Consider the following 24750-nt stretch of genomic DNA (forward strand, 5'->3'; position numbering starts at 1 on the left):
GTGCTGTGCTGGTCACCTGGTCGTCCCCGCATCCGGCGGCGGACTTCAAGGTCAGCCGGCAGCGGCCCGACGGTGGCTGGACGGTCGTCGGCCGCACCCGCGAGACCCGGCTCGAGGACGGCGGCGCGCCCCGCCGCGCGGTGCCGGTCTACGCCGTGATCGCGATGGTCGACGGGGTCCCGTCGACCGAGGCCCGCTCCGACGCCCGCCCCGCCCCGGTGCCGGCGCCATCGACTCCCGCACGGCCGCGACCCGTATCCCCGGCCCCGGGCCCGGCGCCGGCACCGTCGACACCGGCGGAGTTCCCGGCGATCGCGAACGTGGCGCTCACCGACGGCCGGCTCACCTTCGACTGGCCGCCCGAGGTGACGGAGGTCTACGTGTCCTCGCGGGTCGGCGGACCGCCGCGCTCGCCCGTCGACCCGACCGCGCGGTCGTGGAAGGTGACCAACACGCGCTACCAGATCGACGGCGGCGCAGTCCTTCCCGGCGACCTGGCCCGCCCGGCGCACCTCGCCGTGGCCGCATGCCGCCGCGGCCCCGACGGCGCGCTGCTCCTCGCGCCCGATTTCGCCGCGACCGCGCACCTGCGGTTGGATTGACGGGTGTCACAACCCCGCGCAGACTCCCGAGGAAACCTGCGGCTGGCCCTGATCCTGGGCTCGCTGTCGGCGTTCGGTCCCATCACGACCGACCTCTACCTCCCCGCCCTTCCCGCCGCCGCCGCGGATCTCGACGCCTCACAGCCGGCGATCCAGGCGACGCTCACCGCGTGCCTGATCGGCCTCGCCGTGGGGCAGATCTTCGTGGGCCCGCTGTCGGATTCGATCGGGCGGCGACGACCGATGGTCGTCGGGATGGCGCTGTTCATCCTCAGCTCGCTGCTGTGCGCGGTCGCCCCGTCCGTGTACCTGCTCGACGTCGCCCGACTGCTGCAGGGCGCCGCGGGCGCGGCCGGGATCGTGCTGAGCCTCGCCATCGTCCGAGACCTGTTCGACGGTGTCGCCGCCGCCCGGATGATCGCCGCGCTCATGGCCGTCGGCGGCGTGGCCCCGATCGTCGCGCCGCTCGCGGGCGCCCAGCTGCTGCGGTTCATGGACTGGCGCGGCCTGTTCGTGGTGCTCGCGGCGCTCGGCGTGGCACTGCTCGTGATCGCCGCCGCCAAGGTGCCGGAGACGCTGCCGAAGGCGGACCGTCGGCCGGTGGGCTGGGCGTCAGTGGCGGGCGGCTTCGCGTCCCTCGCGCTGGACCGGCGCTTCGTCGCGCTCACGCTGACCGGCGGCCTCGCCTTCGCTGCCATGTTCGCCTACATCTCCACCTCCGCCTTCGTCTTCCAGAGCCACTACGGCTACACCGAGTCGCAGTTCAGCATCGTCTTCGCGGTGAACGCCGTGGGCCTGCTCACCACGAACCTGATCGGCGGGCGGCTCGTGGGCCGCGTGCCGGTCGCGTCGCTGGTGCGGATCGGGCTCGCGGGCATGGTGATCGGCTCGATCGCGTCGCTGGTCACGCTGGCGATGGGGAATCCGCCGCTGGTGATCGTCTCGCTGTTCGTCACCGTCTCGAGCCTCGGCCTCGTCATGCCGACGGTGGCGGCCCTCGCCCTCGACGACCACGGGAACCTGGCCGGCACCGCCTCCGCGGCGCTCGGCGCGGCCCGGATGGTGCTGGGCGGCGTCGCAGCCCTGTTCGCCGGTATCGGCGGGAACCCGGTGGTGCTCGGCACGGTGATGGTGCTGTGCGCGGTGGGTGCCGCGCTCTCCTTCGCCGCCGCCAAGCGAGCGCCAACCGCGAGCCGGTAACGTGGCCGACATGACCGATTCAGTGTCCCGAAGCTACCGTTCGCTGCCCGGAATCAGCACCCGCGCGTGGGAGCACCCCGCCGACCGCGCGGCCCTCGTCGCGCTGCGCAACCTCAAGGGTTTCGACACCGTCCTCAAGGCCATCTCCGCGCTGCTGCGCGAGCGCCAGCACCGCCTGCTCTTCCTCGCCTCCGGCGTGCGCGTGGACGACCGGCAGTTCCCGCACCTGCACGATCTGCTCACCGACTGCGTCCGGGTGCTCGACGCCCCGTCGACGCCCGAGCTGTACGTCGTGCAGGACCCGACGGTGAACGCCATGACCATCGGCATGGACACGCCCTTCATCGTGATCAACACCGGCCTGCTGGACCTGCTCGACGAGGAGGAGCAGCGTTTCGTCGTGGGCCACGAGCTGGGGCACGCGCTCTCCGGGCACGCGGTGTACCGCACGATGCTCATGCACCTCCTGCGCCTCGCGGGCAGCTTCGGCTGGGTGCCGATCGGCGGCTGGGCGCTGCGGGCGATCGTCGCCGCGCTCATGGAGTGGCAGCGCAAGTCCGAGCTGTCGGGCGACCGCGCGGGCCTGCTGTGCGTGCAGGATCCCGACGTCGCGATGCGCGTGCACATGAAGACGGCCGGCGGCACCAAGCTCTCCGAGATGGACACGCAGCGCTTCCTCGCCCAGGCGGCCGAGTACGAGCGCACCGGCGACCTGCGCGACGGCGTGCTCAAGCTGCTCAACCTGGAGCTGCAGTCGCACCCCTTCTCCGTGCTGCGTGCGGCGGACCTCAACCGCTGGGTGGAGCGCGGCGACTACGGCCGCATCGTCGGCGGCGAGTACCCGCAGCGCGCCGACGACGACAAGGCCAGCCCCGCCGAGGAGTTCAAGGCCGCGGCGCGCGGGTACAAGGACGGCTTCGACGCCTCCGCCGATCCGCTGATCACCACCCTGCGCGACTTCGGTTCCTCCGCCGTGAACACCGTCGGCCAGGGCGTGACCGACGTCGCGACCGGCGTCGGCCGCAAGATCGACGAGTGGCGCCGGAACTCGGCGCGGAAGCGCGACGAGGACGAGTGAGCACGCCCCCGCTCGGGCCGGACGACGCGCCCGAGCCGCCGGAATCCCCGGAGCACGCCGAATCCTCGGCCAACGCGGAGTCCCCCGCACCTGACGCCGAGCCGGCCCCGGAACCGGAGCCGGCCGCTGAGCCGGAAGCGACCGCCGAGCCGAAGACCGTGCCGCTGAGCCGGCGGCCCGCCGTCCTCACCATGCTGGCGCTCATCGTGGTGTGCGTGATCGGCAGCCTCCTCATGCGGTCGATGAACGGCTGGCTCAACCAGACCTCGGTGTTCTACGTCGGGCTGCCGGCACTGTTGGCCGCCCTGCTGGTGATCTCGCGCCCGTCGACGAGCGCCTACGGCATCGTGCTCAAGGGCACGACCCTCTTCCTGCTGATCGCGACCATCTTCGCGGGCGAGGGCGTCGTCTGCGTCCTCTTCGCGGCCCCGCTCGTCTACGCCGTCGCGCTGCTGGTCGCGGCGCTCATCAACGCCGGGCGGAAGTCCGGGCGGGGCGCGCGGGCGATCGTCGTCCCGGCGGTGCTGCTCGCCGTCGCCTCGACCGAGGGCGCCGTGCCCGCGCTGACGCTCCCCGCCGAGAACACCGTCTCCGCCGAACGCATCGTGGCGGCCACGCCCGAGCAGGTCCGCGCCGCCGTCGCCGCGCCGCTGCGCTTCGCCGAGCCCTCGGGCGCGCTGGCGCTCGGCTTCCCCCGCCCGCTCGAGGATCACCCGGAGGGGCTCGATCCGGGCGACGCCCGGCACATCGTCTTCAGTGGCGCGCCGCAGCGCGCCGCGATGCTGCACGGGCACCACTGGGGCACGGCACCGTCGACCCTGACGCTGCGCGTGGCCGCGGCGGGCGACCGCTCCGTGGACTACGTCGCGGAGCACGACGCCACCCCGATCGCCACCTGGCTCACCTGGCGCGCGTCGACGGTGCGGTGGGAGCCGGTCGACGGCGGCACGCGCGTCACCTGGTCGCTCACGTTCGACCGGCGCCTCGCGCCGGCGGCGTACTGGACCCCGCTCGAGCGCACGGTCGCGCAACGCGCCGCGGACTACCTCATCGGCTCGCTGGCCCTGCCCTCCTGACGTGCCCACGGACCTCCCCCTCGACGTGCTGCGCCCGGCGGTCGCCCTGGTGCCGTGGCTCCTCGCGGCCGCCGCGGCGGTCACGGCGGACCGGCCGCGCCGGGCCGGGGCCGCGCTGGCGACGCTGTGGAACGCGGTGGCGCTGCTCGCCCTCAACGCCGCGGCCGTCCGGCTCGGCCTGTGGTCCTTCGGCACCGCGTCGCAGCCGGTCACGGGGTCGGTATGGGCGGGCGTGCCGGTGGACGTCGTCCTCGGCTGGGCGGTGTTGTGGGGCGCGGTCCCCGTCCTGCTCGGCGCGGTGGTGCGGCCCGCGCTCACCGGCGCGGTGCTCGTGGCCGGCGATCTGATCGCGATGGCCTCGCTGGCGCCGCTCGTGGTCCTGGGCCCCGGCTGGCTGTGGGGCGAGGCGGCGGCGGTCGCCGTGGCCCTCGTGCCGGGGCTCCTGCTGGGCGAACTGACGGCGCGCGGCCGCGCCGTCCGGGTGCGGTCGTGGCTGCAGACGGTGCTGTTCACGGCGATCCTGGCGTGGTGCCTGCCGACGGTCGCGCTGGGCTTCGCCCACCGCACGTGGGGCGAGGCGCTCGCCGCGTGGCCGCGGCCCGTCCTGTCGTTGTGGATCCAGGCCGGCGTGCTGCTCGCGATCGTCGCGCAGCGCGCGGTCGCAGAGTTCGCCGAGCACGGCGGCACGCCGTTCCCGTGGGATCCGCCGCCGCGCCTGGTCCGGACGGGTCCGTACGCCTACCTGGCCAATCCGATGCAGGCGTGCGCCGCGGCGATCCTGCTCGTCGAGGCGGCGGCCCTCCTCGAATGGCGGCTCGCCGCGGCTGCGGTGCTCGCGGCGGTGTTCGCCGCGGTCCTCGCCGCGCGGCACGAGGACGACGAGCTGACCGCGCGGTTCGGCCCCGCCTGGGGCGCGTACCGGCGAGCCGTGCGCGCGTGGCGCCCCCGCCTCCGGCCGGTCGACGGGAACGCTCCGGCGGAGCTGTGGGTGTCGGCGACGTGCTCGGTGTGCGCGCCGGTCGGCGCGTGGTTCGCTCGACGCACCCTGGGACAGCTGACGATCCGTGCGGCGGAGGAGCATCCGGTGGGCCTGCGCCGTGTCCGGTACTCCCGACCGGACGGCACGGGCACCGCGTCGGGCCTCGCCGCGATCGGCCGAGGGCTCGAACACCTCGGCCTGGGCTGGACGGTCGTCGGCTGGATCCTGCGGGCCCCGGTCCTCGCGCCGGTGCTCCAGGTCGCGGCCGACGCCCTCGGCGGCGGGCCGCGCGAGCTCCGAGGGCGGTAGCTCAGGCCTGCGGGCTCAGCGCGTTCAGGTCGATCCGCAGCGGGCACGGCATCGTCGCCGTGAACGCACCCCGCACGGTCTCAGCGCGGTAGGCACCGTCGACCAGCGTCAACAGGACGCCGGACGGCCCGTCGTCGAGGTCGACGATCCAGTACGCGTCGATGCCCGCCCGCTCGTATTCGGCGCGCTTGACCACCTGGTCCGTACGCCTGTTATTCGGTGACAGGATCTCGACGACGAGGCGCACTCGCTCCGCGGGCATCGGCTGGCCGGCACCGCGCTCGAACAGCACCACGTCGGGTACGCGGATCGTGGGCCGCGCGCCGCCATCGATCACGACCTCGATCTCCGCCAAGCATCGGTGGCTGCGGTCGATCTGCCCCCTGATCTGGTGACACAGCTCGATCATCGCCTCCGCGTGATCCAGCCTCGGCCTCGGCGACACGTCCACGACCCCCCGCACCAACTCGAACCGCGCCGATGTGTCCTCCCCCAAGGCACACCACTGCTCCAGCGACATCGTCTCCGGATGCTGCGGCGCGGCGGTCATGGGTCGCAGTGTACGCCGCAACACCGACGGACCACGGTCCGAAAGAGGCGATCGCAACCGCCCTGTGGATGGACCGTTTTCCTCCACAGGCACCCCGTTCCGGGCCGGTTGCCGACGGTGCCGTGCGGCACCGTCGGGACATGCGCATCGTCACCCGCTCGGCACTCGCCCTGATCCTCGCCGTCCTCGCCGGCGCCGCGCCCGCACGGGCGGCCGGCGACTACGACTGGCCGCTCGACCCCCGGCCGGCGGTCGCGCGGCCCTTCGCGAACCCGGAGAAGCGATGGCAGCCGGGGCACCGCGGCGCCGACCTCGCAGCCGCCCCCGGGCAGACGGTGTACGCCGCGGGCGTCGGCCGGGTGCACCACGTCGGGCGCGTGGACGACCGCGTCGTGGTGTCGGTGCTGCACCCGAACGGCCTGCTCACCACCTACGAGCCGATCGAGGAGCCCTCGGTCCGCGCTGGCGACGAGGTGGGGATCGGGACGCCGCTCGGGCGGGTGGCCGCCGGACACGAGGGCTGCCCCGCGGCCGCGTGCCTGCACTGGGGGCTCCGGCGGGGAGCGGGCCATGCGGCGCAGTACTTCAACCCGCTCCTGCTCGTCGGCGCCGCCCCGGTCCGGCTGCTCCCGGACGAGAGCACCGCTTGAGGACCGACCTACCTGCCGGACGGCGCGCGAGCACCGTCGTCGGGTGCAACGATGGGACCGTGACGGACGAGACCACGCCAGCAGCGGACACCGGCGAGACCGACGACGCGGCCGACCGGCTACAGGAGGCACAGACCATCGCGTACCCGAGCAGTTACTCCGGGCGCCAGCGCAAGGCACCGGAACACGACCCGACGGTGGTGGTGCTGTTCGGCGCCACGGGCGACCTGTCGCGCCGGAAGCTGTTGTGCGGCCTCGGTTATCTCGCCGTCTCGGGGCTCGGCCCGGACATCCGGGTGATCGGCACCAGCCTGGACGAGATGGACGACGCCCAGTTCCGCGAGTTCGCCCGCACGGCGATCGACGACGTGGGCGCACGCAAGCTGACGCCCGAGCAGTGGGCGGAGTTCGAGCCCGACCTGTCGTACGTGAACACCACCGCCGGCCCGGAGGCGCTCGCTCGGGCCGTGGCGGAGAAGGAGCGCGAGCTCGGCGCCGACAAGGGCGTGCGCGTGCGCCGGCTGTTCTACCTGAGCGTGCCGCCGAAGGCGGCCACCACCGTGATCGACACCCTCGCGAAGGCGGGCCTCACCGAGGGCTCGCGCGTGATCATGGAGAAGCCCTTCGGTGAGGATCTGGAGTCGGCGCTGGCGCTGAACGCGGAGGTGCACAAAACCTTCCGCGAGAAGCAGATCTTCCGCATCGACCACTTCCTCGGCAAAGAGGCGGCGCAGAACATCCTCGCGTTCCGCTTCGCCAACGGGCTGTTCGAGCCGATCTGGAACCGCAACTTCATCGATCACGTGCAGATCGACATCCCCGAGTCGCTGGGGCTCGACGCGCGCGCCGCGTTCTACGAGCCGACCGGCGCCTACAAGGACATGGTGGTCACCCACCTCTTCCAGGTCATGGCGTTCGTCGCGATGGAGCCGCCCACCGCGCTCGAGCCGCGGGCGATCTCCGAGGAGAAGAACAAGGTGTTCCGCTCGCTCGAACCCATCCACCCCGACGACGTGGTCCGCGGCCAGTACTCGGGCTACCGGCAGGAGAAGGGCGTCGATCCGGAGTCCGACACCGAGACCTTCATCGCCCTGAAGGCGCGCATCGACAACTGGCGCTGGGCCGGCGTGCCGTTCTACCTGCGCACGGGGAAGAAGCTGGCGCAGGGCATGCGGATCATCTCGATCGCCTTCAAGGAGGCGCCGAAGTCGATGTTCCCCGCCGGCTCGGGCATCGGCCAGCAGGGCCCGGACCACCTGACCTTCGACCTCGCCGACGAGTCCAAGGTGTCGCTGAGCTTCTACGGCAAGCGCCCCGGCCCCGGCATGCGGCTGGAGAAGCTGTCCATGCAGTTCTCCACCGAGGAGACCGACCGCGCCGACGACGTGCTCGAGGCCTACGAGCGGCTGATCCTCGACGCCATGCACGGCGACCACACCCTGTTCACCACGGCCGAGGGCATCGAATCGCTGTGGGAGCGGTCCATCCCCCTGCTGGACGATCCGCCGCCGGTCAAGCTCTACGAGCCCGGCTCCTGGGGGCCGAACTCGATCCACCAGCTGATCGCCCCGAACGCCTGGCGCCTGCCCTTCGAGCGCAACTGGCGCGACTGAGCGCTACGCGCGCGGGTGCGCCTGCTCGTGCGCGGCGCGCAGCCGGGCGACGGAGACGTGCGTGTAGAGCTGCGTCGTCGCCAGCGAGCTGTGGCCCAGGAGTTCCTGCACGACGCGCAGGTCCGCGCCTCCGTCGAGCAGGTGGGTGGCGGCGGTGTGCCGGAGGCCGTGCGGCGCCACCTCGCGCCCGCCCGGCACCGACCCGGTGACCTGGTGCACGACGGTCCGCGCCTGCCGCGGGTCGAGCCGCCCGCCGCGCGCCCCGAGGAACAGGGCGGTGCCGGAGCGCTCGGCGACGAGGGTGGGCCGGGCCTCGTCGAGCCAGCGCCGCAGGGCCGCGGCGGCGGGTGCGCCGAAGGGCACCGTCCGCTCCTTGTCGCCCTTACCGATCACGGTGAGCACGCGCCGGCCGTGGTCGACGGACCCCAGGTCGAGCCCGCACAGCTCGCTCACGCGGATCCCCGTGGCGTAGAGGGTCTCCGCGATCGCGAGGTCGCGGACCGCGAGGGGGTCGCCCTCCGCCGCGCCGGAGGCGGCGTTGCGCAGCGCCTGTCCGGCATCGTCGGAGGAGAGCACCGCGGGCAGGGTGCGGTGCGCGCGTGGGGCTTTGAGCCGGACCCCGGGGTCGGCGTCGAGGTGGCCCCGTCGGGCGGCCCAGGCGGTGTACGTGCGGGCCGACGAGGCCTGTCGCGCGAGGGTGGTCCGGGCGGCGCCGGACGCGGCCCGCTCCCCCAGCCAGGCCCGCAGCGTCGCGAGGTCCAGACGGTCCGCCGCCACCCCGCGCTCCGCGGCGAAGGCGAGCAGGGCGGTGAGATCGGCGAGGTACGCGCGCACGGTGTGCTCGCTGCGGCCGCGCTCGAGCCGCAGGTACGTCTCGTACTCCGCCAGCGCCTCGCTCATACCCCCACCCTAGGACGCTCATGCCCCGCCAGCCTCGATTGAACGACGTTATGGAGAGGAGAATCGCAGGTGGGGATCTCCAAAACAGCGTTCAAACGGGCAGGGGCGCGTGCGCGGTCTCGCGGCAGCGGTGGACCACGGGCAGGGCGACGAGGTGGAGCACCACCAGGTAGACCGGGAAGGCGAGGTCGAGGCCGCGCTCGTGCAGCGCGGTGCCGATGGCGGGGATCGTGCCGCCGAAGATCGCGGTCGCGAGGGCGAAGGCGGTGCCGGTGGCGAGCACGCGGATCCGGGCCGGGAACATCTCCGCGAGGGCGGTGCCGAGGCTCGCCATCATGAGCGCGGTGATCACCATGCCGGCGCACTGCACGGCGAGCACCGTGACGAATGCGCCCGAGAGCGCGAGGAACAGCGGGATCGTCGCCACCGCCCCGACGACGAGGAAGGCGTACATCAGGGGCTTGCGGCCGATCCGGTCGGAGAGCAGGCCGAGCGGGATCTGGACGAGGCCGTAGACGATGAAGGCGATCGCCGAGACGGTCACGGCGCTCTCCTTGTTCAGCCCCTCGGTGAGGATCGCCCACGTGGGCACGAACGTGCTCCACGCGTAGAAGACCGCGGCCGTCGTCGAGGCGAGGACGAAGGCGCGACCGAAGTCGGCGCGGTGGCCGGTGAGGATCTCGCGGTACGGGTTCGTCCCGACGGACGCCCCGGGATCGGCGAGGGTCTCCGCGGCGCTGCGCCGGATCCACCAGGCGACCACCGCGAGGACGGCGCCGAGGAGGAACGGGACGCGCCACGCCCAGTCCGCCATCGCGTCCGCGCCGACGGTCCCGACCAGCAGCGTGATGGCGAGCAGGCACAGCACCTTGCCGAGGCTGGAGCCCACGTTGACGATGCTCCCGTACGCGCCGCGGCGGTCGCCGGGGGCGGACTCGACGAGGAAGGCGGTCGCGGTGGAGAGCTCGCCGCCGGTCGACAGGCCCTGGATCAGGCGCGCCACCACGAGGATCACCGGGGCGAGCACGCCCACCTGCGCGTACGTCGGGGCGACGCCGATGAGCAGGCTGCCCAGCCCCATCATCGCGACGCCGACGGCCAGCGTCGGCCTGCGCCCGTACCGGTCCGCCATCCGGCCCATCAGGACGCCGCCGATCGGCCGCGCGAGGAAGCCCACCGCGAACACGGTGAAGGTCGCCAGCAGCGGCACCACCGACTCCGCGTCGCCCGGGAAGAACTGGCGGGAGAAGTAGATGGCGAGGAAGGAGTAGGCGCTCCAGTCGAAGTACTCGACGAGGTGCCCCACCGTCCCGGTGAGGATCTGCGTGCGCCGATTCGGTCCCGTCGCGGGCGACGTGACCGTGCCGGTCTCAGTCACGGTGCTGCAACCGGCGGGAGAGCCAGTTGCCGAAGAACTGCGCGATCTGCACCACGACGATGAGCACCACGATCACGACCAGCGTGAGCTGCCAGTTGTTCTGCTGGTAGCCGTACTGGCGGGCGAAGTCGCCCAGGCCGCCGCCGCCGACGTAGCCGGCCATGGCCGACATGTCGACCACCGCGACGAACATGAACGTGTAGCCCAGGGTGAGCGGCGCGAGGCCCTCCGGGATGACGACGGTCGCGAGGGTGCGGACCTTGCTCGCCCCCATCGACCGCGCGGCCTCGACGACGCCGGGATCGACGGTCACGAGGTTCTGCTCGACGACGCGGCCGATCACGAAGGTCGCCATCACCGTCATCGCGAAGGCCGCGGCCTCCACGCCGATCCGGGTGCCGATCACCTCCTTGGTGATCGGCGCGATCGCCGTGATGAAGATGATGAACGGGATGGGCCGGATGATGTTGACCAGCACGTTGAGCACCGAGAACACCGCGCGATTGGCGAGCAGGTTGCCGGGCCGGGTGGCGTAGAGCAGCGTGCCGTAGACGAGCCCCAGCAGGCCGCCGACGACCATCGTGATGCCGACCAGGCGGACGGTCTCGCCGATGGCGTCGATGAAGACGTCCTGCGTCCCGGGCGGGAAGACGTCGTCGAGGAAGGTCGGGTAGGTCATCGCACGATCTCCTGACCGGTCTGCGGGTCCTTGACGTGCGCGAGGGCTCCGAGCTGCGCGACCGCCGCGGCGACGGCGGCCTCGTCGCCCGTCACCGAGTAGGTCAGCGAGCCGAACGGGCGGCCGCCGACCTCGGCGACGCCGCCGTAGAGCACGCGCGCGCCGGTGCCGTGCGCGGCGAAGACCTCCGCCGCGTCGAGGGCGTCGGGCTCGTCCCGCACGTCGACGGTGACGACGGTGCCGGGTCGGGCCGCGTGCAGGCGCTGCAGCGTCTCCGGGGTGACGTCGTCGCCGACGGCCGCGTGGACCAGCGACGTGGTCGCGGGCGACGTGGGCGCGGCGAAGACGTCGTACACCGGGCCGTAGTCCACGAGCTTGCCGTGATCGAGCACCGCGACGGTGTCGCAGATGCGGCGGATCACGTCCATCTCGTGGGTGATCACGACGATGGTGGTGCCGAACTCGCGGTTGACCCGCAGCAGCAGGTCGAGGACCTCGCTGGTGGTGCCCGGGTCGAGCGCGCTGGTGGCCTCGTCCGCGAGCAGGATCTTCGGGTTCCGGGCCAGGGCGCGGGCGATGCCGACGCGCTGACTCTGCCCCCCGGACAGCTTGTTCGGGTACTGCTTCGCCTTGTCGCCGATGCCGACGAAGTCGAGCAGCTCCGCGACGCGCGTGCGGCGCTCGTCCTTCGACAGGTCCCCCAGCGTGAGCGGGTACTCGACGTTCCCCGCCACCGTCCGCGAGTTCATGAGGTTGAACCGCTGGAAGATCATGCCCACCTGGGCGCGCAGCTTCTGCAGGTCCCGCTCGCCGAGCGTGCCCACCACGGTGTCGAGCACGCGCACCTCGCCGGAGGTGGTGGACTCGAGGCCGTTGATGGTGCGGATCAGCGTCGACTTGCCGGCGCCGGACTGCCCGATCACGCCGGTGATCGATCCCTCGGGGATCGCGAAGCTGACGCCGTCGAGCGCCTTCGTCGTGCCGAAATCCCGGGTGGTGTCGCGGAACTCGATCGCCACCCGGGTATCGGTCGCGCTACTCACTTGCCGCGGGCCTTGACCTGCTCCTGCAGCTTGACCGTGATCTGCTGCAGCTCGTTCGCGGGCTTCTGGATGAGGATGAACGTGTCGCCCTTGTCCTTGCGCAGCGCCTCGACGACCTTCTGGTCCTGGTACAGCTTGGCCAGCTGCAGGTACTTCGGGTTGTCCTTGTCGGCTTCGCGGACGACGAAGGCGTTGATGTAGGGCTCCGACGCCGGGTTGGCCGGGTCGTCCTTGGCGATGATCAGGTCCTTGCCGAGCTTGGCGTTCTCGGCCGGATCGTTGTTGACGACGGCGCCGTCGACGCTGTCGAGGCTCAGCGCGGTCTGGTTGGCGTCCACCGTCTTGACGGTGACCTTCGACGCGGCGGTGTCGATGTCGGCCGGCGTGACGAACGGGTTCTGCTCGACCTTGAACTTCACGAGGCCGGCCGAGTACAGCACGAGCAGCGCGCGGGAGAGGTTGGTCGGATCGTCCGGGACGACGATGGTGCCGCCCTGCGGGATGTCGGCCACCGACTTGTGCTTCTTCGAGTACAGCGGCAGCGGGTAGATCGCGGTCGCGCCGATCGGCACCAGCTTGGTGTTGTTCTTGGCGTTGTAGTCGGCCAGGAACAGCAGGTGCTGGTACTCGTTGATGTTCAGGTCGCCGTCGTTGAGCGCGGCGTTGGGCTGCTTGTAGTCGCTGAAGTTCTTCAGCTCCACGTCGATGCCCTGGTCCTTCGCGAGGCCCTTGTAGACCTGCCAGAACGCCTGGGCACCGTCGGTCACGCCGATGGTGACGGCGTCACTGCTCGAGCTCGAGCCGCACGCGGCGACACCCGAGGCGAGGGCGATGGGCACGACCAGGGCGAGCGCGAAACGCTTCATCTTCACGGTTGATGTTCTCCAACTCGACGGCACCGGGGATCTCCCAGCTGCGTGAACGATACCTACTGGTTAGTACATCGGTGGGACAAGCGCGCGGTTGGGCTCGGCGCGCGGTTCCGTGACCAGGTTCGACGGTCCGCCGCCGGTTTCGCTCATGAGTGCACCGAATGATCGGCCGCCCCCGGACGGGCGCATCGGACCGGATCGATCACGAATCGAGAAGCCCGCCCTGTCGGCCGCTCGTAGTCTCGGTGGTGAACCCGAGGACCACCGCGAGGAGAGCACCATGACCGCCCGCAGCGCCACCGCCGTCCGCTTCACCGCCACCGCCGAGCTGCTCGGCGAGCGGACCCTCGTCCGGCTGCCCGCCGAGGCCAGCGCGGCGCTCCCGTCGCGCGGCCAGGTCGCCGTGACCGGCACCCTCGACGGCGGGGACTTCCGCACCGTCGTCGAGCCGGACGGCCGCAAGGGGCACTGGATCGCCCTCGACGACGCCCCGGTCGAGGCAGGAGACGAGGTCGCCCTGGACCTCGTGCCGACGAAGGAGTGGCCGGAGCCGACGGTGCCCGACGACCTGCGGGCGGCCCTCGACGGTGCGCCGGACACCGCCGACGTGTGGAGCGACATCACGCCGATGGCCCGGTGGGAGTGGGTCCGGTGGATCGGCGCCACGAAGAACCCGGCGACCCGGGCCAAGCGCGTGGACGTGACGATCTCCAAGATGCGCTCGGGCAAGCGCCGGCCGTGCTGCTTCGATCTCGCCTCGTGCACCGATCCTGAGCTGATGAAGAACGGCGAGCTGATCGCGCCCGAGGACGCGGCGCTCCGCCCGGCGTAGCCCCCCGAACGCCGCACCGGCCGGTCCGCGAGATGCGCGGGCCGGCCGGTGAGCGGTCGTTCGGATTCAGTTTTGGGGTGGCTGCTGTCCGCCCGGGCGACCCGGATCCTGGGGGTCCGGGCCGGGCCAGCGCTCGGGGTCGGGTCCCGGCTGCCAGCCCTGCTGCCACCCCTGCGGCTCGGCGCCGGGATGGCCGGCGTGCTGCCCGGTGTGGGTGGTCTCGCCCGGCTGCCGCGCCGGAGGCTCGGGGACCTGCCGGTTCCAGGCGTCGGGCCCGCTCTGCCACCCCTGTGGGTCGACGCCCTGCTGCCACGCCGGCGATTGGCTCGGGGCGCTGTGCTGCGGCGCCCGGCCGCCGTACTGGTGCTGCCCGGGTTGGTGCTGGCCCGCGGGCTGCGCGGGCAGTCCGACGGTGGGCGGCTGCCCACCCTGCGCGACGTGTTCGCCGGTGCCGGGCGCGGCCTGCGGCACCGCCTGGGTCGCCTGCGCGGACAACGGGGGCTGCCCGGACAGCGGCGCCTGCGGGGCTTGGGGCGGCAGCGGGGCCTGGTAGCTCTGGGCCTGGTAGCTCTGGGCCTGATAGGCCTGGCCCTGGTAGGCCGCCTGCGCCAGGGGCTGCTCCCCCGGTGCCGGCTGCGCCGTCGAAGGCTGCCCCGTCGCCTGCCCCGCCGGGCTCTGGGCCCTACTGGTGCGGGCGGCCTCCTTCGCGGCCTCCTCGCGCTCGGCGCGTCGGGCCGGGATCTCGGTCTCGACCTTGCTCAGCCAGCCGTCCCAGCGCTGCTGCATCGGCTTCACCAGTCCGCCGCCGACGCCCACGACGATGACGCCGCCGATCGTGGCGAGCACGGCGACGAGGACGGGGGTGGTGACCGTGGTGGCGACGCCGATCTGGTTCAGTGCCGCGATGATGCCCGCACCCCAGATGAAGAGCGAGGCGATGGTCGCGAGCAGCGGGCCGTAGGAGGCGCTGCCGAGCGCGCCGCCGACGATGTCCTTCACCGCCTTCGCGATCGCGGCGACGATCACGATGATGAGGATCGCGACGAACAGCTTGGGCAGCCACGCGACGAACCGGGACAACAGGTCCCCGATCGGATTGGGGCCGAAGACCCCGATCGCGAGCTGCAGCGTGATGAGCAGGACCGCGTAGTAGACGACCTTGGCGAGCAGGGTCGAGGCGTCGTAGTCGCTCTTGGCGAGGACACCCTGCAGGCCGCTGCGCTCGGCGAGCCGGTCGAAGCCGACCTTGGCGAGGATCTTCGCGATGATCTTGGACAGGATCTTCGCGACGATCCAGCCGATGATCAGGATGACCAGGAAGGCGGCAAGTTTGGGAACGAAGGTCGCGACGGAGCTCCAGGCGTCCGAGAGCCCGGCCCCGTAGTCGATGGCGAGTTGGGAGGTCATGGGTTCACCTCTCGATCAGCGATACCCGGGCACGCCGAACGCGTGGCGGATATCCACGGGAAGGACTTGGGGACCACGCCGGTTACTGGACACCGCCACCCTGGGGCCAACCCTAGGCACTCCGCGTGCCGATCTCGCGTCAACACCCCCAACTCCCGCGACAAGCGATCGCATTCACGACATTTCACCCGGTCGCATCGAGTTCGACTGAGGCGTTTGCAAATTCCAGCGGGTGCGACTTCACCGGATCTACACCCCGCGGCGAGCACCGGTCAGCCGTCCAGGCGCCACAGTGCGCCGTCACGCCGCACCAACCCCTTCGTCTCGAGCAGGGCGAGCTGCCCCATGACCGCGCGGGCGGGCAGCCCCGCGATCACGGCGATCTCCGACACCGGCAGCCCTGATTTCGCCGGGAGCGCGCCGTGCACCCGCAGCGCCGCCCCGTCGAGGCCGTCCGTCGGACGCGCGGGCACCGGAAGCTCCAGCGCGAGCTCACCGATACGGCCCACCTCCTCGATCACCTCGGCCGACCGGGTGACCAGCACGGCCCCCTCGCGGATCAACTGATGACAGGTCACCGAGGTCGCCGCCGTGACGGGCCCGGGCACCGCGCACACCGGCACCCCGCGACGGCGCGCCCACGTGGCGGTGTTCTTGGTACCCGACCGGAAGCCGGCCTCCACCACCACGACGCCGCCCGTCGCGGTGCCCACGATCCGGTTGCGGTTCAGGAAACGGTGCCGCGCGGGCACGCCGCCCGGCGGATACTCGGAGACGAGGAGACCCGTCTCCGCGATGCGCCGGAACAACCCGGCGTGGCCGGCGGGGTACGGCCGGTCCAGGCCACCCGCGACGAAGGCCACCGTCGGGCCCTCCGCGGCGAGCGCCGCGCGGTGCGCCGCCCCGTCGATCCCGTACGCGCCGCCGGAGACGATCGTGAACCCCTCGGCCGCGAGGTCGCCGGCGAAATCGTCCGTCACCCGCTCGCCGTAACTCGACGGCGCGCGGGTCCCGACCATCGCCACGGACCGTTCCAGCAGCTCGTCGAGACGTCCCCGGCCGACCACCCACAGCGCCACCGGCCGCAGCTCGCGGACCTCGTCCTCGTGCTCGGTGTCCTCCGACGGCAGGCGCTCAGCGAGCCGCCGCAGGGCCTGCTCGGGCCACTCGTCGTCGTCCGGCGTCACGAGCCGACCGCCGAGGTGATCGATGTGGGCGAGATCGGCGTCGGCCCGATCCTCCTGCGCCCGGCCGACGGTGCCGTCGGCCACGTCCTCGAAACCGTCGGCGAACTCCCGGCGGCGCACCATGTCCGCCGCGGCCACCGGTCCCACCTCCTCGACGAGGGCGACCAGCGGCCCGCACGGCGGCTCCGCGACCCGGCTCAGATACGCCCACGCGCGCCTCACGTCGTCGGTCATCGTCACTCCTTGTCCCGGAACTGCAGGGCCTGCACCACTTCCGGCTCGCCCGGCTTGTCCAGGCCGAGCAGATCCGCGAGGGTCCACGACAGCCGCAGGCAGCGGTCCGCGCCGCGCGCCGTGATCTTCCCGCCCCGCAGGTAGAGCTCCAGCGGCCGAAGAGCCTTGGCCGAGAGCCGGAACCGACGACGCAGCACCACGCCGGGGACCTCCGAGTTCGTCAGCCAGCCCTCGGCGCCCCAGCGGGCCGCCGCCGCCTCCCGCGCTCGGCGTACCCGGTCCCGCACCGTCGCACTGGATTCCTCCGCGACGCCGTCCTCGTGCAGCGCGCCGGTGCCGGGAGGTTCCATGCGCACCCACAGGTCCACCCGGTCGAGCAAAGGCCCGGACAGGCGGCCCAGGTAGCGGCGGCGGACCGTCGCGGTGCACGTGCAGTCCTGGTTCCGGGCGGGCGCGCACGGGCACGGGTTCGCGGCCATGACGAGCAGGAACCGCGACGGGTACTTCACCACGCCGTCGCGGCGCGCGAGCCGGATCTGGCCCTCCTCCAACGGGGTCCGCAGCGCCTCGAGCGAGCGCGGCCCCATCTCGGCGCACTCGTCGAGGAAGAGCACGCCGCGGTGGGCGAGGGAGACGGCTCCCGGCCGTGCCAGCCCGGTGCCGCCGCCGACGAGCGCGCTCACGGACGAGGTCTGGTGCGGCGCCACGAACGGCGGCACCGTGATGAGCGGCCGGTCCGGCCGCAGGTTGCCGACGATCGAGTGGATCGCGCTGACCTCGAGCGCCTCCCGGCGCCCCAGCGCGGGCATGATGCCGGGAAGCCGCGACGCCAGCATCGTCTTCCCGATGCCCGGCGGCCCGGTCATCATGATGTGGTGCGCGCCGGCGGCGGCCACCTCGAGCGCGTACTTCGCCTCGGGCTGCCCCACCACGTCGGCCAGGTCCGCCACCGCGGGATCGCACTCCTCGGCGACGAGCGGCCCCGGCTCGGCGAGCCGCCCCTCCCCGGCGAGCCACGCCACGACCTCGGAGAGGTGCGCGGCGCCCAGCACCTCGATGCCGTCCACCAGGCCCGCCTCGTCGAGGTTGGCGAGAGGCACCACCGCGCGGGTGAAGCCCGACTCCTTCGCGGCGAGTACCGCCGGGAGCACCCCGCGCACCGCCCGCACGCGGCCGTCGAGGGCGAGCTCCCCGAGGAGGACGGCACCGTCGATCCGCCCCACGGGCACCCGCTCGGCGGCGAGGAGGATCGCGATCGCCAGGGGAAGGTCGTAGACCGAGCCCACTTTCGGCAACGTCGCAGGAGACAGCGCGACCGTGACCCGCGTGTCGGGGAACCTGATCCCGATGTTGACGATCGCGGCGCGGATCCGGTCGCGGGACTCCTTGAGCACCGTGTCCGGCAGGCCCACGAGGTGCACCGCCGGCAGGCCCGGGCCGATGCAACCCTCGATCTCGACCACCGCACCGTCGACCCCGGTGATGGCGACCGAGTGCACCTTGCTCAGCGCGGACATCACGCCACCCCGGCCCGGTACTCGAGCGTGACCGGGCCGCCCGGCGGCGTGTAGACCGACGCCACGTCGATGCGGACCTGCGCGAAGGCGCCCTCCGTCTCGGCCAGCCAGCGCGACGTGAGGGCCCGCAGCTGGGCGACCTTGCGCGGCGTCACCGCGTCGAAGCCGGTGCCGAACGCCGTGCCCGACCGTGTCTTCACCTCGACGATCGCGAGCATCCCGTCCGGCGCGCGGGCGATCACGTCCAGCTCGCCGCGCAGGCCCCCGCCCGAGTACCGCCAGTTCCGCGCCAGCACCGTCCACCCGCGGTCCGCCAGGAAGCCGCAGACCACGTCCTCGCCGGCACGCCCCGTCTCGTTGTTCCCCATGGCCTGATCGTGCCGCCGGTGCACCACAGGCACCGTCCGCGAAGACGGTGCCTGTGGAGAGAAAAGGTTATGTACGCAAAATTGTGGATAACCGGCCCCGACGGGCGATCACTGTCGGACGAACCGCTCCGCGATCGACGCCACCTCACGACGGTCCGGAACGGCGCCCTGTACCAGGATCCGGAAGACGACCGGACCCACCAGCTCGGCCACGGCCACCGTCGGATCGAGGTCCGGAGCCAGCCGCCCGGCGGACCGGTTGCGGTCGATGACGGCCCGGGCGGCGTCGCCGAGCGGGTCGGCGCCGGCCATCAGTTCCGCGACCTTCGGATCGTGCTGCGCCTCGCCGATCAGGGCCCGGTAGGCCAGTCCCGCATCGGATTCCGTGAGGAAGACCACGACCGCGGCGAGGAGGTTCTCGACGTCCTCGCGCACCGTCGGCCGAGGCTCCACCGCGAGTTCGAGGACCGCGTCCGCCGCGCTCGCCTCCAGCAGGATCTCGGCCTTCGTCGACCACCACCGGTAGACGGTCTGCCGGCCGACCCCGGCGCGCTCGGCGATGCCCTTCATCGTCATCGCGGCGTAGCCCTCGTCGACGAGCATGTCGTCCACCGCCCGCAGCACCGCCGTGCGCGCCTCCTCGCTGCGGGGCCGCCCGACCGGGCGCTCGGTCTGCGTCATCGCGTCACCGTAACAGCCGACTCCCCCCTGATCCCCCCGTCACGCACGCGACGCCAGGGCGCGGGCGCGCGCCGCCGACCGCGCCTCGACGGCGCACACGACCGCGGCCAGTGCGGCGACGACGGCGCAGAAGACCAACCCCGCGGTGCGCAGGCCGACCGCCGCGGAGAGCGCGCCGACGCCGATCGCCGGGAAGGCGAGCATCACGTACAACCCCGCGAAGAAGGACGACGAGACCTCAGCGCGGTGCGCGGGCTCGACCTGCTCGACGGTGGTGGCGATGCCGGCGTTCATGCAGAGTCCGCCGAACAGGCCCAGCACGGCGGCCGACAGCAGCAGCGCGGCGACGGACTCCGCCGCGAGGGCGACGGCGAGCAGCGCCGCAGCCACCACCAGGCCGCCGCAGCCGACCACGAGCGCCGTGCGCGGCACCATCCGGCGCGCCACGAGCTGCCCGATCGCCATGCCCGCGAAGGCGAGGAAGACGACGAAGCCGGCGAGGGTGTGTCCAGGCAGGTGCAGGAAGCGCGCGAGGAAGATCGCGGAGACCGCGGTGAGCACACCGGTCACGGCGAACGCCGAACCGGCGGCGAGCACGGCCCGCACGAAGGCGCCGTGGATCTCGCTCGGCACCCGCAGTCGCCGGGGACGCAGCCGCACCGAGCCGGCGAGCGCGGTCCTCGGCGCGAACGCCCACAGCCCGGCGAAGGCGGCTACCGAGAGCACAAGGTGGACGACGAACGGCACGACCAGCGGCGACGCCGAGACGTCGGCGACGGCGCCCGCCAGCAGCGTGCCCACCGCCAGGCCGCCCGTGTTGACGGCGACGGCGAGGGTCCCGGCGGCCGCCCGCTTCTCGGGTGCGAACAGGTCGATGACCGCCGCGGTGCCGGTGCCGCTCATGAGCCCGGCCCCGAGGCCGGAGACGATGCGCGCCACGATGAGCAGCGGCAGCGACGGGGGCAGCAGGAAGAGCAGGGCGCTGACGATCGCCAGCGTCACGGCGACGAGGAGCACCGGGCGGCGCCCGATCTCGTCGGAGAGCCGCCCGAAGACGGTGAGCGCGGCGACGACGCCGAGGGCGTACACCGCGAACAGCACGGTGACGGTGAGCGAGCTGAATCCGAGCTGCGCGGAGTAGATCGAGTAGAGGGGCGTGGGGAGGGTGGTACCCATCATGACCACCAGGAACGCGAAGGCCGTGCACACCACGGCCGGCGCGACGCGGTAGGGAACCGCGGTCCGATCAAGCAACATGAGCTATTCCTTCTATATCGAGACAATGTGACTCGTTATGTTACGATAGCAGGTATTCGAGACACTGTGCACCGTTAATTTTCCGGCGGAGACGCCGCAGGCACCGTCCCCGACGGGAACGGTGCCTGCAGCAGGATCGACCGGCTCACTCCGGGAGTCGCAGCTCCGGCTTGTCGAGCTCCTCGATGTTGACGTCCTTGAACGTCACCACGCGGGCCTGCTTGAGGAAGCGCGCCGGGCGGTACATGTCCCACACCCAGGCGTCGGTCATCCGCACCTCGAAGTAGACCTCGCCGTCCGCGTTGCGCGGGATCAGATCGACCCCGTTGGCGAGGTAGAAGCGGCGCTCCGTCTCCACCACGTAGGTGAACTGGCTCAGCACGTCCTTGTACTCGCGGTACATGGAGAGCTCCATCGCGGTCTCGTACTTCTCGAGATCCTCTGCGCTCACGTCGTCCTCCTCACCTGATGTCATCTGTCGTAACCGCTCCAGATTACCGCGCCGCCGCGGTGTTCCTCGACGACGCGTCCAGCGCGGCCCGCACGTTCTGGTACCGCATGCGGTGCTGGGTGCTCGGCCCCAGCTCCCCCAGCGCCGTCATGTGCACCGCCGTCGAGTAGCCCTTGTGCACCGCGAAGCCGTACCCGGGGAAGTCGTCGTCCAGCTCCGTCATCACGCGATCGCGCGTCACCTTCGCCAGCACGCTGGCCGCGGCGATGCACGAGGCGGAGGCGTCGCCGCCGATCACCGGCAGCGACGGGATGCCGAGGCCGGGCACGGTGAAGCCGTCGATGAGCACGTACCCGGGCCGCACCTGCAGGCCCGCGATCGCGCGCCGCATCCCCATGATGTTCGCGACGTGGACGCCGATCCGGTCGATCTCGGGGGCCGGGATCGACACGACCGACCAGCTCACCGCGAGGTCGAGGATCTTCGGATACAGCTGCTCCCGGGCGATCTCGGTGAGCTTCTTCGAGTCGTCGAGACGCGCCAACGACGGCGGTATGCGCGCCGGCAGGATGCAGGCGGCCACCGTCATCGGGCCCGCGCAGGCGCCGCGCCCGGCCTCGTCGATGCCCGCCACCGGCCCGAGCCCCGCCCGGCCGAGCACGGTCTCGAGCGTGCTCAGGCCCGACGATGCCCGCACCACCGGTCGCGGGGGCCATCGGTCGCGCATGTGCCCCTAGCCCTGCTGCGGGTTGATCGAATCCACCGTCTGCCAGCGGCTGAACGGGAAGATGATCGCGACGACCTTGCCGCGGATGTCGGCCTTGGGGATGGTGCCCTGCAGTGGGTCGTTGTCGATGTGGAAGCGCGAGTCGCGCGACATGGTGCGGTTGTCACCCATGGCGAAGACGTTGCCGTCGGGGATCGTGACCGGCCCGAAGGGCACGCCCCAGCAGGCGTCCTGCTCGGCCTGCTGCTTGGCGGCGTCGGCGAGGTAGGGCTCGACGAGCTTCTTGCCGTTCACCGTCACGCCGGTCTCGGGCCGGCACTGGATGGTCTGCCCGCCGACCGCGATCACCCGCTTGACGAGGTCGTTCTCATTGGGCGGCTGCAGGCCCACGTACGACAGCGCCTCCTGGAGGCCGCGGATCACGGTATTGCTCGAACGCACCGGCGTCACGGGCGCGAGCCCCCACGACTCGGTGGGCGCGCGGAAGACGACCACGTCACCCGGCTTCGGGTCGCCGGTGAAGTAGCTGATCTTCTGCGTGACGATCCGGTCGCCGGTGCAGCCCTCGCACCCGATCAGGGTGGGTTCCATCGACTCGGACGGCACGTACCACTGGCGGCCGACGAAGGTCTGCAGGCAGAAGCTGAGCACCAGCGCGACCAGCACGATGGCGCCGACCTCGAGCGGCCAGTTGGTCTTCTTGTCCTTCTTCGCCTTCGCACCCTTCCCGTCCGTGGGCGCGTCGGAGCCGGTGGTCCCCCGCTCGTCGCCCGACGGTGCCGGGTCCGGTGCGGCGTGGCGGCCGCCCTTGCGCAACGGCTCGGGGGTCTCCGGGGAGTTCGTCTGCTCGGGCACGGGTACACACTACCGAGCAGGCGGTGCGGATATCCGATCGCGGAGCCGCTGGGCGGGCGAGTCTGCCGCCGCGGACAGCATCCGTCGAACGCCGGCGAATCCGCGTCGCCGTCACATGTGCGCGTAGACGATGCGTGGACGAGGCCCGATCGCGCGCAGGAGCTCGGCGTCGAGGCCGGGGACGAGCGACAGGGTGGGCCAGTTCCAGAGCGCGACCGCGCAGTCGGTGAAGTAGGTTCCGCCCTCGCCCTGCCAATCGCCGATGAGGCCCGTGGTTCCGCAGTTGTTGCACGTCACCGTCGGCTCGACGCGACTGTCGAACCACTGCTGGCACCACTCGCCCATCGGAATCTCCGTGAAATCGCGAGCGCATCCCGGGCACCGGGGATCGTCCGTGGCCTCCACGGCGGTGACGCAGCCGAAGCCCAGGTCGATCTCAGGGCGCTGCGGGTACATCGATCGCCACCGGGAGATGGCCAGCTCCTCCAGCGCGTCCGCGTCGTAAGCTCCGTCGCGGAAGTCGGGCGAGGCGTCGATGACGCCGCGATAGGCGTGCCCGCACAGTTCCATGATCCGCGGGTCCGCTCGTGCCTCGTCGAGGCACCATCTGGCGTCGGCGAGCCTCAGCTCGGCCCCACGGTGCTCAGCGATCTCCGCCACGGCCTCCGCGCGTTGCCGCCGGCCCGGATCGCCCGGTGGCGCCAACGAGATCACGTAGCTGCAGCTGTCGCTCACGATTCCCCTCCCCCGGGCGCCGACCCAGCCCTCAAGCCGATCGTAGGCGGAGACAGACGAGCGCCCCACGATCCGCGGGATCGTGGGGCGCTCGGGAGGTGCTACGCGGCGGTCACTCGGATCGCCGGCGGCGCTGGTGTCAGCGCTTCTCCTTGATCTTGGCGGCCTTACCGCGCAGGTCGCGCAGGTAGTACAGCTTCGCGCGACGCACGTCACCACGGGTGAGGACGTCGATCTTGGCGATGTTCGGGGAGTGCACGGGGAAGGTGCGCTCCACACCGACGCCGAAGGACACCTTGCGCACCGTGAAGGTCTCGCGCACGCCGCCGCCCTGGCGGCGGATCACGACGCCCTTGAACACCTGGACGCGCTCCTTGCTGCCCTCGATGACCTTGACGTGCACGTCAAGGGTGTCGCCGGGGCGGAAGTCGGGCACATCGCTGCGCAGGGACTGCTGGTCAATGAAGTCGAGCGTGTTCATCGCTGGATCATCCGTTTCTTACATGTCTTCGTGAGCAGAGGACCCTGGCGGCCCGTCGCGACTACTGCCGCGGGGGTTCGACCGGTTCGTACTCCTGTCCTGCCGGCCGCTCCGCAGCCGGATACGCCCGGGTAGCACGCAGCCCGGGCAACCTGTTGATTGTGCCAGATCGCCGCCGGTTTCTCGAAATCGTGAGGCGCCGGGCCATCGACCGGGGCCGACGGGGCGGCGCCGGCGCGGGCACGACGGTGCGGTCCAGCTCCTTCTCCGCGTCCTCCCTCAGGTGCGGCAGCAGGTCCGGGCGGCCGGCCATCAGGTCCTGCACCGCGATCTTGGCGCGGATCAGCGGACGGCGGAGCCGGCGCTCGCGGCGCAGGGCGCGGAGCATGCGCCGCGAGTCCTGCTCGTACCGCCAGCGGGCCCAGGGCGCGCCGGGACGCGAGAGCCGGATCGCGCCGATCAGCAGCAGCGGGAAGAAGAACAGGCCGATGAGCCCGGTCCAGATCTTGCCCTTGAGCAGCACGATCGCCGCCGTCCCGAGGCTGATCACGCCGAAGCCGATCTGCGCGGCCCGCTCCGGCGAGTCGCGGAACCCCGCGAAGTCCACGAGGTCCAGCGGCCGCAGTCCGAGGAGCAGCAGGCCGCTCATGGCGATAGCCACGAAAACGGCGTCCACGGAAGCGCGGCCCTCCTCCTGCCAGTAGACGTCGCGCAGGTAGAGGATCAGCGCGAACTCGTCGAGGATCAGCGCCGCCCCCAGCCCGAACACGCCCGCGAGCACCGCGGCCGTCGTCTGGGTCGCCTTGTCGAAGTTCGCGATGAGACCGATCGCCGAGCCCAGGCACAGCACCACGCCGAACACCATGTGGTGCAGGTGCAGGCCGCCGGGCTTGACGTTGCCGAACCACCAGCTCACGTCCGCCCGGATCAGCCGCACGCTGATCCGGATCCCCATGAAGCCCACGATCAGACCGACGCAGAAGGAGAACAGCGGCAGCCGTCCCCCTGCGACGATGTCGTTCGCGAACCAGGTGGACATCCCTCCAACCTAGCGCCGCGCACCGTCGCCCCAGGTCGGAACGCCGCCCC

25 protein-coding genes and 1 pseudogene are annotated in these 24750 nt (G+C 72.0%); 8 read left to right on the plus strand and 18 right to left on the minus strand.

The features are described 5' to 3' along the window. The 5 genes and pseudogenes from LB823_RS19340 to LB823_RS19360 all read left to right on the plus strand — a co-directional run. Positions 1-602: pseudogene (locus LB823_RS19340) on the plus strand (hypothetical protein); the annotation flags it as partial. A gap of 3 nt (positions 603-605) precedes the next feature. After that, positions 606-1802 carry a multidrug effflux MFS transporter gene (locus LB823_RS19345; RefSeq protein WP_224650280.1) on the plus strand — a complete coding sequence of 399 codons (1197 nt, stop codon included), beginning with the start codon at positions 606-608 and terminating at the stop codon, positions 1800-1802. 10 nt (positions 1803-1812) lie between these two features. After that, entirely contained in the window at positions 1813-2880 is a 1068-nt protein-coding gene (locus LB823_RS19350) for a M48 family metallopeptidase (RefSeq protein ID WP_224650282.1), read from the plus strand. Next, positions 2877-3956: an SRPBCC family protein gene (locus LB823_RS19355; protein WP_224650284.1), complete on the plus strand. Its 1080-nt coding sequence runs from the start codon at positions 2877-2879 to the stop codon at positions 3954-3956. Before LB823_RS19350 ends, LB823_RS19355 begins: the two co-directional genes overlap by 4 nt. 1 nt (position 3957) lies before the next feature. Next, entirely contained in the window at positions 3958-5244 is a 1287-nt protein-coding gene (locus LB823_RS19360) for an isoprenylcysteine carboxylmethyltransferase family protein (RefSeq protein WP_224650286.1), read from the plus strand. Position 5245: 1 nt separating this feature from the next. On the opposite strand, the gene LB823_RS19365 is transcribed toward LB823_RS19360, so the two are convergent. Then, complete coding sequence (locus LB823_RS19365) at positions 5246-5794, minus strand: Uma2 family endonuclease (protein WP_224650288.1); 549 nt, start codon at positions 5792-5794, stop codon at positions 5246-5248. 140 nt (positions 5795-5934) lie between these two features. On the opposite strand from LB823_RS19365, the gene LB823_RS19370 reads away from it, so the two are divergent. Beyond that, complete coding sequence (locus LB823_RS19370) at positions 5935-6444, plus strand: M23 family metallopeptidase (protein ID WP_224650290.1); 510 nt, start codon at positions 5935-5937, stop codon at positions 6442-6444. 137 nt (positions 6445-6581) lie between these two features. Beyond that, a complete protein-coding gene (gene zwf, locus LB823_RS19375; protein ID WP_224650353.1) occupies positions 6582-8057 on the plus strand; it encodes a glucose-6-phosphate dehydrogenase in 1476 nt (491 codons plus the stop codon). Between the two features lie 3 nt (positions 8058-8060). Here the strand turns inward: zwf and LB823_RS19380 are convergent, their stop codons facing one another. The 5 genes from LB823_RS19380 to LB823_RS19400 form a co-directional block, all read right to left on the minus strand. Further along, the gene (locus tag LB823_RS19380; protein ID WP_224650292.1) at positions 8061-8957 is read right to left on the minus strand and encodes a tyrosine recombinase XerC; all 897 of its coding nucleotides are present in this window, start codon (positions 8955-8957) and stop codon (positions 8061-8063) included. Between the two features lie 91 nt (positions 8958-9048). Continuing rightward, on the minus strand, positions 9049-10335 hold the full coding sequence (locus tag LB823_RS19385; RefSeq protein ID WP_224650294.1) for an MFS transporter: 1287 nt from the start codon (positions 10333-10335) through the stop codon (positions 9049-9051). Further along, positions 10328-11014, minus strand: coding sequence for a methionine ABC transporter permease (locus tag LB823_RS19390; RefSeq protein WP_224650297.1), 687 nt, complete (start codon positions 11012-11014; stop codon positions 10328-10330). Before LB823_RS19390 ends, LB823_RS19385 begins: the two co-directional genes overlap by 8 nt. Further along, positions 11011-12057 carry a methionine ABC transporter ATP-binding protein gene (locus LB823_RS24135; protein WP_224650300.1) on the minus strand — a complete coding sequence of 349 codons (1047 nt, stop codon included), beginning with the start codon at positions 12055-12057 and terminating at the stop codon, positions 11011-11013. The genes LB823_RS19390 and LB823_RS24135 overlap by 4 nt, the downstream gene beginning before the upstream one ends. Next, positions 12054-12923, minus strand: coding sequence for a MetQ/NlpA family ABC transporter substrate-binding protein (locus LB823_RS19400; protein ID WP_068525852.1), 870 nt, complete (start codon positions 12921-12923; stop codon positions 12054-12056). Before LB823_RS19400 ends, LB823_RS24135 begins: the two co-directional genes overlap by 4 nt. A gap of 286 nt (positions 12924-13209) precedes the next feature. On the opposite strand from LB823_RS19400, the gene LB823_RS19405 reads away from it, so the two are divergent. Continuing rightward, entirely contained in the window at positions 13210-13761 is a 552-nt protein-coding gene (locus LB823_RS19405) for a YdeI/OmpD-associated family protein (RefSeq protein ID WP_224650303.1), read from the plus strand. 66 nt (positions 13762-13827) lie between these two features. Here the strand turns inward: LB823_RS19405 and LB823_RS24140 are convergent, their stop codons facing one another. The 12 genes from LB823_RS24140 to LB823_RS19465 all read right to left on the minus strand — a co-directional run bounded on the left by LB823_RS24140 (position 13828) and on the right by LB823_RS19465 (position 24700). Further along, positions 13828-15168, minus strand: a complete 1341-nt coding sequence (locus LB823_RS24140) for a hypothetical protein (RefSeq protein WP_308011472.1) — start codon at positions 15166-15168, stop codon at positions 13828-13830. Between the two features lie 272 nt (positions 15169-15440). Beyond that, complete coding sequence (gene dprA / locus LB823_RS19415; RefSeq protein ID WP_224650305.1) at positions 15441-16589, minus strand: DNA-processing protein DprA; 1149 nt, start codon at positions 16587-16589, stop codon at positions 15441-15443. Between the two features lie 2 nt (positions 16590-16591). Beyond that, entirely contained in the window at positions 16592-18106 is a 1515-nt protein-coding gene (locus LB823_RS19420) for a YifB family Mg chelatase-like AAA ATPase (RefSeq protein ID WP_224650307.1), read from the minus strand. Next, entirely contained in the window at positions 18106-18474 is a 369-nt protein-coding gene (locus tag LB823_RS19425) for a YraN family protein (RefSeq protein ID WP_224650309.1), read from the minus strand. The genes LB823_RS19420 and LB823_RS19425 overlap by 1 nt, the downstream gene beginning before the upstream one ends. 108 nt (positions 18475-18582) lie before the next feature. Further along, positions 18583-19155, minus strand: a complete 573-nt coding sequence (locus tag LB823_RS19430) for a TetR/AcrR family transcriptional regulator (protein ID WP_224650311.1) — start codon at positions 19153-19155, stop codon at positions 18583-18585. Positions 19156-19194: 39 nt separating this feature from the next. Next, positions 19195-20412, minus strand: a complete 1218-nt coding sequence (locus LB823_RS19435) for an MFS transporter (protein ID WP_224650312.1) — start codon at positions 20410-20412, stop codon at positions 19195-19197. A 145-nt stretch (positions 20413-20557) separates the two neighbouring features. Continuing rightward, on the minus strand, positions 20558-20863 hold the full coding sequence (locus LB823_RS19440; protein ID WP_040768524.1) for a DUF2469 domain-containing protein: 306 nt from the start codon (positions 20861-20863) through the stop codon (positions 20558-20560). Positions 20864-20906: 43 nt separating this feature from the next. Then, the gene (locus LB823_RS19445) at positions 20907-21590 is read right to left on the minus strand and encodes a ribonuclease HII (protein WP_224650315.1); all 684 of its coding nucleotides are present in this window, start codon (positions 21588-21590) and stop codon (positions 20907-20909) included. A gap of 6 nt (positions 21591-21596) precedes the next feature. After that, positions 21597-22445, minus strand: coding sequence for a signal peptidase I (lepB, locus tag LB823_RS19450; RefSeq protein ID WP_224650317.1), 849 nt, complete (start codon positions 22443-22445; stop codon positions 21597-21599). 111 nt (positions 22446-22556) lie between these two features. Continuing rightward, positions 22557-23180 (minus strand): hypothetical protein, encoded by a 624-nt coding sequence (locus LB823_RS19455; RefSeq protein ID WP_224650319.1) that lies wholly within the window; start codon positions 23178-23180, stop codon positions 22557-22559. A 139-nt stretch (positions 23181-23319) separates the two neighbouring features. Beyond that, entirely contained in the window at positions 23320-23661 is a 342-nt protein-coding gene (rplS, locus tag LB823_RS19460) for a 50S ribosomal protein L19 (protein WP_019203499.1), read from the minus strand. Between the two features lie 61 nt (positions 23662-23722). Continuing rightward, positions 23723-24700, minus strand: coding sequence for a hypothetical protein (locus tag LB823_RS19465; RefSeq protein ID WP_224650322.1), 978 nt, complete (start codon positions 24698-24700; stop codon positions 23723-23725). Between the last annotated feature and the right edge of the window lie 50 nt (positions 24701-24750).

The sequence above is a fragment of the Tsukamurella sp. M9C genome (genome assembly GCF_020169415.1).
Lineage (GTDB): Bacteria > Actinomycetota > Actinomycetes > Mycobacteriales > Mycobacteriaceae > Tsukamurella.